This is a genomic window from Methylomonas sp. PHL2-19 (genome assembly GCF_059331595.1).
This window is the reverse complement of record NZ_CP196839.1, coordinates 2,911,876-2,924,580: the sequence shown is the minus strand read 5'-3', so window position 1 is coordinate 2,924,580 and position 12,705 is coordinate 2,911,876. Positions and strand designations below refer to the sequence as shown.

Genomic DNA, 12,705 nt, shown 5'->3' with positions numbered 1-12,705 from the left:
GGAGTCATTGGATGAACAATTCTAACCCTGCCGCATCGGAATTTACTTTTAAGCCTTATGAGGAAAAAGAAGGCGAAGAGTACATGAACGAGGCGCAGTTGAGCCATTTTTCCGCCATCTTAAATAAATGGAAGTCCGAATTAATGATGGAAGTGGATCGCACCGTCCACCACATGCAGGACGAAGCGGCCAACTTTCCGGACCCCAACGACCGGGCTACGCAGGAATCAGAGTTCAGCCTGGAACTGCGCACCCGCGACCGCGAACGTAAGCTAATCAAGAAGATTGATGAGTCCCTGAAGGAAATCGAGTCCGGAAACTACGGTTATTGCGAAACGTGCGGTATCGAAATCGGCATTCGCCGTCTGGAAGCCCGTCCAACTGCTACCCTGTGCATCGATTGCAAAACACTCGATGAAATCAGGGAAAAACAATTGGGTTAATTCTGCCCGCGGCAGCATCTTATATCGGCCGGTTTGCGCCCTCGCCTACCGGCCCACTTCACCTCGGTTCTTTATACACCGCACTTGCAAGCTATCTGGATGCCCGTCAGCATGAAGGACTATGGCTGCTGCGCATCGATGATCTCGATACACCGCGCAATATGCCGGGAGCCAGCGACGAGATTCTGAATTGCCTGCAAAGCTTCGGATTATATTGGGACGGCGAGGTGGATTATCAAAGCCATCATCTTGAGCAATACGAGCAGGCGATTAGAGAATTGCAAAAGCAGCAGGCGCTTTACCCATGCACCTGTAGCCGCAGTTTATTGGCAAATTCGCCTTCGATTTATCCGGGCTATTGCCGTACAAAAGCACAATCGACTGCTGCACCCCATGCACTCCGGGTAAAAACGGCGGATATTTCGACGCGCTTTATTGATGACTTGCAGGGTGAAATCAGCCAAAATCTGGCGGTCCAGCACGGCGACTTTATCGTCAAGCGCAAGGACGGCATCATTGCTTACCAATTGGCTTGTGTCGTCGACGACCAACGGCAAAAGGTCAATCGGGTCGTAAGAGGTTGCGATTTATTGGATTCGACCCCCAAACAGCTGTACTTACAGCATTTGCTGGGTTACCCGATGCCGCAATACCTACATATTCCGCTGATTGTCGACCGCGAAGGCCAGAAGCTGAGTAAACAAACCCGCGCGGAAGCCGTCAATCCCAATCAAGCCGGACCAACCTTGTTTCTGCTGCTAACCTTACTCAAGCAAAATCCACCGCCCAATTTGCGGCTAGCCGCAATCGACAGTATTCTGGAATGGGCCATCGAACATTGGCAAGCTGATCGCTTAACTAGCACCCAAGCCGTCTCAGCCTTATAACACTATTAATAACGTTCAAAGAAGGAGGTTACGTTATGTCAGACCAAAAAATTTATCCGGTTAATCCGCAGATTGCCGCCAACGCGCATATCGACAGTGCCGAGTACCAGCGTCTATATCAGCAGTCGATAAACGAACCGGAAACTTTTTGGGCTGAACAGGCCGCCGAATTTTTGGACTGGCATCAGCCTTGGCAGCAGGTACTGCAATACGACTACCCCAAGGGAGAAATACAGTGGTTTCTGGGTGGCAAGCTCAATGTCACCGTCAACTGCCTGGACAGACACCTGGAAAAACGCGGCGACCAAGTAGCGATCATTTGGGAAGGCGACGATCCGGCGCATGACCGTACGCTGACCTACCGCGAATTACACACCCAAGTTTGCCAATTCGCCAACGTCCTGAAAGCCCATGGCGTACAAAAGGGCGACAGAGTCTGTATCTATCTGCCGATGATCGCGGAAGCGGCGGTAGTTATTTTAGCCTGCGCGCGCATCGGCGCGGTGCATTCCATTGTTTTCGGCGGCTTTTCCGCCGATGCCTTACGTGATCGCGTCATCGACGCCGATTGCCGGGTCTTGATCTGCGCCGACGAGAGCTTTCGCGGCGGCAAAATTGTGCATTCTAAATTGAATGTCGATAAAGCCGCCAAGCAATGCCCCAACTTGCATACCGTGATTGTCATCAAGCATACCGGCCACGACATCCCCTGGACCGCAGGTCGCGACATTGATTATCACGAAGCCATGCAAACCGCGTCAAGCGAATGCGAACCGGTGATGATGGACGCCGAAGATCCGTTATTTATCCTGTATACCTCCGGTTCCACCGGCCAACCGAAGGGTGTGCTACACACCACCGGCGGTTATTTGCTGTATGCGGCCATGACCCATAAATACGTGTTCGATTACCAGGAAGGCGATGTTTACTGGTGCACGGCCGACATCGGCTGGATTACCGGCCATTCCTACGTGCTGTACGGGCCATTATGCAATGGCGCCACCAGCTTGATGTTCGAGGGCGTACCGACTTATCCGCATCCCGACCGCTTCTGGCAAGTCATCGACAAACATCAGGTTAATATTTTTTACACCGCACCGACTGCCATTAGGGCGTTGATGGCGCAGGGCGACGATTTTGTCACCCGTACCAAACGCAGCTCGTTACGTATCCTGGGCAGTGTTGGCGAACCAATCAATCCGGAAGCCTGGGAATGGTATTACCAAGTGGTCGGCAACAAACGCTGCCCGCTGGTGGACACTTGGTGGCAAACCGAAACCGGCGGCATTCTAATCACGCCGTTACCTGGCGCGACGCCATTAAAACCCGGCTCGGCCACATTGCCGTTTTTCGGTGTAAAGCCGGCAATACTCGACCCGGATGGCAATGTTTTAGAAGGTGAAGCGGAAGGCGTCCTGGTCTTGACTTATCCCTGGCCAGGCCAAGCGCGCACCGTTTACGGCGATCACAAGCGCTTCATCGACACTTATTTCGCCAAGTTCCCCGGCTACTATTTCGCCGGCGACGGCGCCCGCCGAGACAAAGACGGCTACTACTGGATTACCGGCCGCATCGACGACGTCTTGAATGTTTCCGGCCACCGATTGGGTACCGCGGAAATCGAAAGTGCGTTGGTGCTGCATGACTTGGTGGCCGAGGCGGCAGTAGTCGGTTTTCCGCATCCGATCAAAGGCCAGGGGATTTACGCTTACGTCACCTTAAACGTCGGTATCGAAGGCAACAGCAGCCTGAAAGGCGAACTGAAGGACTTGGTACGCGAGGAAATCAGCGCGATCGCCCTGCCCGATCTGATTCAGTGGGCGCCGGGCCTACCCAAAACCCGCTCCGGCAAGATCATGCGCCGCATCCTGCGCAAAATCGCCGCCAACGAATTCCACGACCTTGGTGATACCTCAACCTTGGCCGATCCGTCAGTGGTTGAGCAATTGATCGCCAATCGTCTGAAATTGCCTTAAGGTGAAAACACGGCTGGCTTTAGCCTATTTCGGTGTCATTCTGGTCTGGACCACCACACCGCTGGCAATCAAATGGAGCAGCATCGGCGTCAGCTTCGTCTTCGGCGCTATGGCAAGAATGAGCACCGGACTGGCTTGCCTGCTGCTGTTATTGTTGCTTTTGCGCAGGCGTTTGCCTCTCAACCGCCCTGCGTTGATCACTTATCTGGCGGTGGCTATACAGCTTTACGGCAGCATGCTGCTTACTTATTGGTCCGCGCAATTCGTGCCATCCGGCTGGATCTCGGTAATTTTCGGATTAAGCCCGTTCATGACCGCTTTCATGGCGGCGGCATATTTAAAGGAACGCAGTCTGGGTTGGGGCAAGTTATTCGCTTATAGTTTGGGTATGGGCGGGCTGCTGGTTATGTTCAGCTCGGCGCTGGAATTGGATGAACTTGCTCTACAAGGCTTGATCGGCGTGCTGGTGGCTACCTTTATCCACGCGGCCAGCGCGGTTTGGGTCAAGCAGATTGACGCACGTCTACCGGCTTTACAATTGGTTACGGGCGGATTGTTAATCGCAGTGCCCTTGTATTTGGGCACCTGGTATTGGTTGGATGGCGGCTTATTGCCGGAAAACATTCCACCACAAACCCTGTATTCCATTGCTTATCTTGGCGTTATTGCCACCACCCTGGGTTTTGCTTTGTATTATTTTGTGTTGGCCAACATGCAAGCCACCAACGTGGCGATGATGAATCTGATGACACCTGTCATGTCATTGCTGCTTGGCTACAGCGTCAACCATGAACCGTTGACCGTAAAAACCATGGCAGGCACCGCACTGATCATGTGCGCACTATTGATTTACGAAATCGTCAATCGCCGACAACAACGGAACGGCGGGTAATCGCCATTCCGCCGCCATCTAAAAACTAAATTTTGCTGGCGCGTTGCTGCAAATACGCGGCGAACTCGGCCTTAATTTCCGGGTGCAATAAACCATATTCAACATTAGCCAGCAAGAAACCAAATTCGGAGCCGCAATCGTAGGTCAATTGAATTTCGCCGCCGGCGCCACGGCCGGTATTTTCGATTTTTTCAAAAATCGCCGGGGTCAGAATATAGCGACCAACAACGGCGATATTAGACGGCACCACTTCATTTTGTTTAGTTCCAAAGCTGATGCATTGTTGCCATATGATTATAATAAAGAATTATGCCGAACGGTAACTCATACGGGAATCAATCGGTTATCAGTGTTTTCTAACGTGGGGACGATTTTGGTAAAGGCTACGGAGTCGGATACCACAACCACAATCTCCACTATGGGCAGATCAATGGCCGTCTTTGGCGGCAAAGATAATTTCTTTGATCATGGCGGTTATCTGCAGCATTGGGTTGCCGCTATTTTCTCATCTGATGATTTTTTCGAGGCACCCAAAGTAGCTGTATTTTGTCCTATAATTAACTGTGCAGATAAATATTACAAAATTTTCAACATTAAAATTACAATACGATGCTATCAAACAACGATTTACAGCAAATTAGCGAAAAATGTATTTCAGAATCACAAATTGTTTATCAGCTTAAAAGTTTTGAAACGGGTTTCCCGTTTTTGAAAATTATTAATGCTGCATCACCAGAGCAGGGTATTACCATTGCTTCGGATGCACAAATTAATGATTTGTTGGAAACATGGGATGCTTATTTAAAAAGCGATGCTTCAATACTCAAATTTGTTCCTGCATCGGGTGCGGCCAGTCGTATGTTTAAAGATTTATATGAGTTTTTGGATGCCGATTATGCCGAACCAACAAAACCTGCTGAAATTAAATTTATTACTGAAATTAAAAACTTCGCGTTTTACAATGCTTTGAACGAATGTTGTTTGAAAAATAATAATAAAAGTATTGATGATTTGATTGAAAATGGAGAGACGAAAGCTATTGTGTCTAATTTATTAAACAGTAATGGCTTGAATTATGGTGCGTTGCCTAAAGGCTTACTTTTATTTCACACATATAACAACGAAAAACGTACTTCGCTACAGGAGCATTTGGTGGAAGGTGCATTGTATGCTTCTAATGCATCGAATGAAGTAAATATTCATTTCACAGTTTCAGCTGAACACCGGCAACTGTTTGAAAAACATGTAAATGATACGCTTCCTGAATACGAAAATGTACTGGGTAAAAAATTCAACATCAGTTTCTCAGAACAAAAGCCATCGACTGACACTATAGCTGTCGACGAACAAAATCAACCCTTTCGCGAAAATGGAAAATTAGTTTTTCGTCCCGGAGGACATGGCGCTCTTATTGAAAATCTGAACGATTTGAATGCAGATGTGATTTTTATTAAGAATATTGATAATGTGGTTCCTGATTCGCTCAAAAGCCAAACAGTTAAATATAAGAAAGCTATTGCAGGTTTATTGATTAAACTTCAACAAAAAGCGTTTGAAAATCTTCAATTATTGGAGAAAGAGAATATTTCTATTTCAAGCTTACATGAAATTGCTCTGTTTTGCGCAAAGGAACTTAATAATATTCACCCTGAAATTAATAAATTGAATGAAAGTGAATTAAAACAGTATCTGAAATCAAAACTAAATCGTCCGATTAGGGTTTGTGGTATGGTTAAAAATACCGGAGAGCCTGGTGGTGGTCCTTTTCTTACTGTAAATGCAGATGGAACCGTATCTACTCAAATTCTCGAAAGCTCGCAAATTGATTTATCAAATCCTGCTGAAAAAGCTAAAATGATGAATTCAACACATTTTAATCCTGTTGATTTGGTCTGTGGAGTGAAAAACTATAAAGGCGAAAAATTTAATCTTTTACATTATGTCGACAACCAAACCGGATTTATTTCATCGAAATCCAAGGGTGGTAAAGAATTGAAAGCTTTAGAGTTGCCCGGACTTTGGAATGGAGCCATGAGCGATTGGAATACAATTTTTGTTGAAGTTCCTATCGAAACATTTAATCCGGTAAAAACAGTGAACGATTTGCTTCGTCCTGAACATCAAAAATAAGATAATTTGTTTCCAATTAAAATTATTGAATCATATTTATTCAAAAGGTTTATCACATTATTTGTAATGAGCTTTGTTATCTGCACACTTATTTTCTCGATGCAGTTTCTTTGGAAACATGGCGAATTTAAAAGTGATGTGCGCGATCTTTCTTTAACCTGCAGTTGCTATTTTCTACTCCGTATAGGTTAGGATGATCAGTTCCTTAAGGTTTTACTTTGACGAACGGATAATGTGTGCCTAACCTTATGGCAAAATTAAATAAGCACTGTAAGGTCTTTATTTTAGGCGATAATGTAAGTTTATTCCCAACTCTCAGCACGAGATATAGCAATGATAAAACTGTTATGCACCTTTTTGGTAGCATTGATACCGGTAAAACTGGCTTTTAGTCAGGACTTGCTGGAAACCTATCAGCTAGCGAAAGCCAATGACCCGGAGTTTAAAAGCTCGGATATCAATAAGCTTGCTACCGCCGAGATCAAGTCGCAAAGCATCGCGCAGATGTTGCCGAATCTTTCCTTTAGCGCCAACAGCAGCCGCAATCGCCTGGAAAGTACCAGCTTTTTGGGAACCACATTGCAGCATTACTGGGACAGCAAATTGGGTATTAATTTGAAACAACCGGTGTTTCATTGGGAACATTGGGTGCAGCTCGATCAAGCCGATAACAAAATTGCTCAGGCGGAAGCGCAGTTTCAGGCCAAACAGCAAAGTTTAATTCGTAGAACCGCCGAAGCTTATTTCAATATATTGGCCGCGCAAGACAATCTGGAATTTGCCAACTCGGAAAAGAAAGCCATCGAGAAGCAATTGGAACAGGCCAAACAGCGGTTCGATGTCGGCATCATCGCCATCACTGATGTTTACGAAGCCCAAGCCGGTTATGACAGGGCTCTGGCCAGCGAGATCGAAGCACAAAACCTTTTGGATAACAGCAAGGAAGCCTTGCGGGAAATCATAGGCGAAAATGCCGCCGATCTGAACAGTTTACAAGCGCAAATCCCGCTTAGCCCACCAGCACCCGAGGACTTGGCGTCCTGGTCGAATACGGCGGAGAACAATAATTTCTCTATCGTCGCCCAAATTAATCAAGCCGAATACGTCCGCAAAAACATCGAATTACAACAATCCAAACATCTGCCCACTCTCGACATCGTCGCCCAATACAGCGAAATGGACACCGGTAACCGCTACGGCTTGCGCGGCGACAATGAAAGTTTCGGATTGCAACTCAACCTGCCTTTATACGAAGGCGGCGGCACCTCTTCCCGCAGCCGCCAAGCGGCCTACGAGTATGAAGCCGCCAAGGAAGATTTGACTAAAGTAAAACGCAGCATCAATCGCGGCGTTAAAGACGCATTTCGCGGCGTGGTGTCCAGCATCAGCCGGGTCAAAGCACTAGACGCCACCAGCAAATCCGCCGAAATGGCCGTGGAAGCTGCCGAAGCCGGTTTTGAAGTGGGCACCCGCACCATGGTGGACGTGCTCACCGAACAGCGCAATTTATACAAAGCCAAGAGCGATTACGCCAGAAGCCGCTACGACTATCTAATCAACGGCATCAAACTCAAAGAAGCGGCCGGCAGCCTGAATGAACAGGATCTGGAACAGATCAATCAATATCTGCAGGGAACATTGAGTAAGAACTAGCCCATCGGCGGAGTGTTCGAGGCCGCTCGCCAATGCCGGGCGTTATTGGCACAACCATGTGCTGACCATGTAGGTTTCGGCTATAAGCGGTAAATGTCCAGCCGAAAGCAGATTTAGGATGTAGTGAGTTTCCAAACTTTTGTTAATGCAGGAAACTACGCTTTAGTTCGTTTAGCGCATCCTCAACGACTAAGGCCGCATGCAGCCAAGATCCGGTGGCAAGCAGCCCACCGGAGCCTTAATCGATTCATGCAAGCCTCGGAATCATCCCGTCATCGCTTTTAGCCTTGCGCGCAAGCCTTTTAAGCTCGCGCACGAGACTTTTCGCTATCGTCGCAAGGCTTTTTGGGTTGCGCGCAATTCTAAAAGCCTTGCGGACTCACTTAAAAGCTTTGCGGGCAACACAAAATCATTTGTTCGCCGGGCACAACGCCTAGCGTGCAAGGCTATTAAGCTTGCGCACAAGCTATTTTGCTATCCTCGCAACGCTTTTGGGTTTGCCCGCAACCCACCAAGCCTTGCAGGCAAAGCAAATTGATTTGCTCGCCCGGCAAAATGCCTTGCGCGCAAGGCAGTTTGGTTTGCATGCAAGAGAATTTGGCTTTCGCGACTAGCAAAATGAGTTATAACTAAATCTGGTGTACGGCCCGACTTGATGAAAGGTGGCGCCCTCTGCTGAAATGAGATTGTCGAGATCGAATAACAGCAAAATGAGAGACGCCATGAACAAAGATAATGCAAAAGACTGGAATAATGCCAGTGGGATTAACGATCCTTTGACGGATTTGTTGAAGACGGGTGCTAGAGCCTTGATCCAACAAGCCGTTGAGGCGGAGCTACAGGCTTTTCTGGGCGAATACGCCAAGGTTACCGATTTACGGGGCCGGCAAACCGTGGTGCGTAATGGCTATTTGCCGGAGCGGGAGATCGTGACGGGCGTGGGTAACGTGACGGTCAAAATCCCCAAGGTTCGAGACCGTTCCGGCGGCAGGATCAAGTTCAACTCGTCGCTGGTGCCGCCGTATGTTCGCAAGACAAAACGGGTGGAAGCGGCCTTACCCTGGCTGTATTTGCGCGGCATTTCCACCGGCGACATGCAGTCGGCCTTATCGGTGTTGCTGGGTGACGATGCCAAAGGCTTGTCACCTGCCGTGGTTAGCCGCCTGAAAGCCCAATGGGCCGAGGATTATCTGGCCTGGAATCGGCGAGATTTATCGAAGGAGCGCACTGTGTATGTCTGGGCCGACGGCATCTATTCGACCCTGCGTGGCGAGGATGATCGGCTGTGCCTATTGGTCATCATCGGAGTCAACGAACAGGGTGAAAAGCGCTTGCTGGCCTTATCGGACGGTTATCGGGAATCGAAAGCCTCGTGGCTGAGTGTTTTGCAGGATTTACAAACGCGAGGTCTACAGGACGCGCCGAAACTGGCTACCGGCGACGGCGCTTTGGGTTTCTGGGCAGCCATCAACGAAGCTTGGCCCACCACACAACACCAGCGCTGCTGGGTGCATAAGACGGCGAATGTGCTGGCGACGCTACCCGATTCAATCCAAGGCAAGGCCAAGGCGGGGCTGAAAGAAATCTGGATGGCGGAAACCAAAGCCCTGGCCAATCAAGCCTTCGACACGTTCTTGCGTGACTTTGAAGCCAAGTACCCCAAGGCGGTGGGCGTGTTGGAAAAAGACCGTGAATCGCTATTGGCCTTTTACGACTTTCCCGCCGAGCACTGGATACACATTCGGACGACAAATCCGATCGAATCCAGCTTTGCGACGATTCGCCATCGGACCACCCGCACCAAGAACTGCGTGTCCCGCAATACCTTGTTGGGCTTGGTGTTCCAATTGGCGTTAACCGCCGAGAAGAGTTGGCGCAAGATACGCGGCTTTAAACGATTGCCGGATGTGATTGAGGGCATTCGTTTTCAGGACGGCATGGCTGTCATTATGGAACCGGAGAAAACAGAAGAAACACAGCAGATGGCCGCCTGATTCAAATCAGCCATACACCAGATTTGACTATTTCTCTAGCAAAATGCGATTCTCGTTTGGCTCCAAGGCTTACTAACGGGGAACAGCTAACCGCCCCTGCGGAAACTATGGCATCCGTTCGGGAATTGGATACAGTCGATCACGTTATTGGTGGTGGGGTTTGACGGCCATCGGCCAAGAGCGGACGGACAGCTATTTTTTAAAAACAAATTGAAGCAGACAACATTGATTCATTTGATTTTTAACAAATTGAAAGAGGAAGAGGATTTTTGAAGAAAAAAAAGGTTTTACAGCCTGATGAAATCTTTTCATCAGGCCCTATTCAAATTGCGCGGTATGGAAAAAATGTCGTATTTAGCTCCAACTGGGTGAAGGGGCAGCATGAAAAGATGCAGCAAGAATTGGCTAGGCAATACCCCGCTGTCGTTAAAGAAATAGACGAACTCGTTGATAGCATTGTATCTGTTGTGCAAAGGCAACCAGCGGAACAACTTCTACATCGTGCTTGGACTAATCGGCTTATGTCTTGCCAGCATATTGAAGTAGAAGCCGATGTTGGAATGGAAGATGCCCATGCGATGCGGATGGTCGATTATGTGCAAAGCATTATCGCCGCATCGCCCCCCAGTTTAGAGCAACAAGATGAAGTTTCCGAGGAAGACTGGCAATATCTCTCCGTTCAAGTTCAGAAGCTGTTTCAGAAAATCAATTTCGAATATCACATTTGCGCTACGGCTAAAAGGAAATTATCCGGCGATGATTTCGATTATGCTATGGAGACATTTCTCTTTAAATCGCAGATGCACTGGTGCAATGTGCGAGGCGATAACTATCAAGTTCATCAAGTTCAATCGCTCGCAGACTTATTAATTCCTCAGTCGGATATTATCCATAGAGCCTTTGGGATTTCTGGTGAGTATTTGATAGCTGAACTGGAAAAAATCTGGCATAGCCTAACCTTTGGAATTCAGGATGCCATGGAAACCTTTGATCGTCTGCGGTTAGAGGTTATGGATGATGTGCAGTTACTATTGGAGGATGGAGTATCTGAAAAGGGCAAAAGCATTCCTGAGCTAATGCAAATTTCGTGTGACCGCCTTGGTTGCAGAGAGGAACTTGAAAACAGCATGAGTTCATTGTTTGGGATGACTTTATTTGATGTTGGGCGACTCACTAATCTCCCCACTGTTTTTCTTGAAGAGTTCTCGTGGATGCCTGGTCAGGATCAAGAATTTCTGGCTGCCGGAGAGTTTAGAGGCTGGCCGCTAAGAATTTGGCCCACATACAAACGCCCCTTTATAAAGCTTGGTGGTCGATATTATTGTTTCGATATTCATAGTCTGTTTGATAATTTTTTTAGGCAAATTGAGAAAAAAATTTATCTTCAGTCGGAGGCGGAAAAGCAGGCTTGGATTGCTGGACGAAAGGCAGTATCCGAAGCATTGCCGATCCAATATTTCGAGCGACTACTACCAGGTGCTACAGTCTACCCAGAAGTTTATTACCAATCGCAAACAACCTCTGGTGGTTCAAAGAAGTGGTGTGAGGCCGACTGTCTAATTTTATTCGACGACCATCTATTTGTAATCGAAGTCAAAGCAGGAGCGTTCACGTATACGTCTCCTGCAACTGACCTACCGGCATACATATCATCTTTAAAGGCGTTGGTCCAAAGCCCAGTCGAGCAAGGAGAACGTTTTGTAAAATATTTGCAGGGTTCGGAAGAAGTTCCTATCTTTGATGTAAGGCACAGGGAAATTGCCAAGTTAAGGAAGGGAGGATTAAGGGTTATTACTATTTGCGCTGTTACGCTTGACTCATTTACGGAAATTGCTGCTCAGGCTCAACATCTTCGCAAAATAGGAGTAAAAGTCAGCAACGATCCGATTTGGTCACTCTCTCTGTCTGATTTACGAGTTTACGCAGACATATTCCAAGGGCCGCTTGAGTTTCTACACTTTGTAGAACAGCGCATGCTAGCTGCAATTTCCAATCGTTTAGAGTTGGACGATGAACTCGATCATCTCGGGCTATATTTAGAGCATAACAATTATTCCATGCATGCAGAGAATTGTTCGAAAGACAAATTGGACACGCTTCGCTACCACGGTTACCGATCAGAGGTGGATCGGTACTTCTCTAAAAAGCTAATTGGAGAAACGACACCGGTTTTACCAGTGCAGAAAATGCCGCCTCGGCTGCGTGAAGTATTAACTTTTCTGAACTCAAGCCCAATTCCTGGGCGCTCGAATATAGCGAGCTACTTGCTTGATCTCTCTGGCGATTGGCGAGAAAAGCTTTTTAACTGGATTGAGACAGAGTTAAACGACCTACCATCGCGGGGACGATGTTTGCCGATGTCAACCCATGGAGAGGTTCGGTTAACTATTTTTGTTAGTATGCCAAACGTTACTCAATATGACCGCGCTAATGCAATCCACCACGTTCGTACGGTCTTGATAAGTACCAACGATCCTGATCGTTCATTGCTGGAGCTTTCATATGACAACGATGGCACACTTATTGGTTTAGATTGGTCAATCATTAACCTTGAAGGTTTGTCAGTTACAGAACGTGACCGATTGAAACAAGCAGGGGAAAAGCTCAAAGAAAAGCGCATTACTAATGCAATTAGATCGTCAGGGAAAATTGGTCGAAATGAATTATGCCCTTGTGGAAGTGGACAGAAGTTCAAGCGTTGCTGTGGTACCAACAAATGAATTATTGCCT

Annotated in this window: 9 protein-coding genes and 1 pseudogene; 8 read left to right on the top strand and 2 right to left on the bottom strand. The window is 47.6% G+C overall.

Annotated elements, in window-relative coordinates:
• Positions 1 to 11: 11 nt before the first annotated feature.
• The 4 genes from dksA to ACR02O_RS13380 are packed head-to-tail and all read left to right on the top strand — an operon-like array spanning position 12 to position 4,198.
• Positions 12 to 443, top strand: coding sequence for an RNA polymerase-binding protein DksA (dksA, locus tag ACR02O_RS13395; protein ID WP_458137426.1), 432 nt, complete (start codon positions 12 to 14; stop codon positions 441 to 443).
• The gene (gene gluQRS, locus ACR02O_RS13390) at positions 434 to 1,330 is read left to right on the top strand and encodes a tRNA glutamyl-Q(34) synthetase GluQRS (RefSeq protein WP_494523470.1); all 897 of its coding nucleotides are present in this window, start codon (positions 434 to 436) and stop codon (positions 1,328 to 1,330) included. Before dksA ends, gluQRS begins: the two co-directional genes overlap by 10 nt.
• A 35-nt stretch (positions 1,331 to 1,365) precedes the next feature.
• Positions 1,366 to 3,306, top strand: coding sequence for an acetate--CoA ligase (gene acs, locus ACR02O_RS13385; protein WP_494521804.1), 1,941 nt, complete (start codon positions 1,366 to 1,368; stop codon positions 3,304 to 3,306).
• 1 nt (position 3,307) lies between these two features.
• The gene (locus ACR02O_RS13380) at positions 3,308 to 4,198 is read left to right on the top strand and encodes a DMT family transporter (protein ID WP_494521803.1); all 891 of its coding nucleotides are present in this window, start codon (positions 3,308 to 3,310) and stop codon (positions 4,196 to 4,198) included.
• A gap of 25 nt (positions 4,199 to 4,223) precedes the next feature.
• Here ACR02O_RS13380 and ACR02O_RS13375 read toward each other — a convergent pair.
• Positions 4,224 to 4,451 (bottom strand): annotated as a pseudogene (locus tag ACR02O_RS13375) (UTP--glucose-1-phosphate uridylyltransferase); the annotation flags it as partial.
• 356 nt (positions 4,452 to 4,807) lie between these two features.
• Between ACR02O_RS13375 and ACR02O_RS13370 the strand changes: the two are divergent.
• Positions 4,808 to 6,328 carry a DUF4301 family protein gene (locus ACR02O_RS13370; RefSeq protein ID WP_494521802.1) on the top strand — a complete coding sequence of 507 codons (1,521 nt, stop codon included), beginning with the start codon at positions 4,808 to 4,810 and terminating at the stop codon, positions 6,326 to 6,328.
• Positions 6,329 to 6,661: 333 nt separating this feature from the next.
• A complete protein-coding gene (locus ACR02O_RS13365) occupies positions 6,662 to 7,981 on the top strand; it encodes a TolC family outer membrane protein (protein ID WP_494521801.1) in 1,320 nt (439 codons plus the stop codon).
• A 449-nt stretch (positions 7,982 to 8,430) separates the two neighbouring features.
• On the opposite strand, the gene ACR02O_RS13360 is transcribed toward ACR02O_RS13365, so the two are convergent.
• Positions 8,431 to 8,568, bottom strand: coding sequence for a hypothetical protein (locus tag ACR02O_RS13360; RefSeq protein ID WP_165385952.1), 138 nt, complete (start codon positions 8,566 to 8,568; stop codon positions 8,431 to 8,433).
• Between the two features lie 135 nt (positions 8,569 to 8,703).
• Here ACR02O_RS13360 and ACR02O_RS13355 point away from each other — a divergent pair, with 135 nt between their 5' ends.
• Positions 8,704 to 9,975, top strand: a complete 1,272-nt coding sequence (locus tag ACR02O_RS13355) for an IS256 family transposase (protein WP_494521800.1) — start codon at positions 8,704 to 8,706, stop codon at positions 9,973 to 9,975.
• A gap of 269 nt (positions 9,976 to 10,244) precedes the next feature.
• Positions 10,245 to 12,695, top strand: coding sequence for a YecA family protein (locus ACR02O_RS13350; RefSeq protein ID WP_458137420.1), 2,451 nt, complete (start codon positions 10,245 to 10,247; stop codon positions 12,693 to 12,695).
• Positions 12,696 to 12,705: the final 10 nt, after the last annotated feature.

Coding starts and splice junctions, on each gene's coding strand:
- acs (WP_494521804.1), top strand. CDS start 1,366: ATGTCAGACCAAAAAATTTATCCGGTTAATCCGCAGATTGCCGCCAAC.
- dksA (WP_458137426.1), top strand. CDS start 12: ATGAACAATTCTAACCCTGCCGCATCGGAATTTACTTTTAAGCCTTAT.
- ACR02O_RS13355 (WP_494521800.1), top strand. CDS start 8,704: ATGAACAAAGATAATGCAAAAGACTGGAATAATGCCAGTGGGATTAAC.
- ACR02O_RS13370 (WP_494521802.1), top strand. CDS start 4,808: ATGCTATCAAACAACGATTTACAGCAAATTAGCGAAAAATGTATTTCA.
- ACR02O_RS13365 (WP_494521801.1), top strand. CDS start 6,662: ATGATAAAACTGTTATGCACCTTTTTGGTAGCATTGATACCGGTAAAA.
- ACR02O_RS13360 (WP_165385952.1), bottom strand. CDS start 8,568: ATGCAAACCAAACTGCCTTGCGCGCAAGGCATTTTGCCGGGCGAGCAA.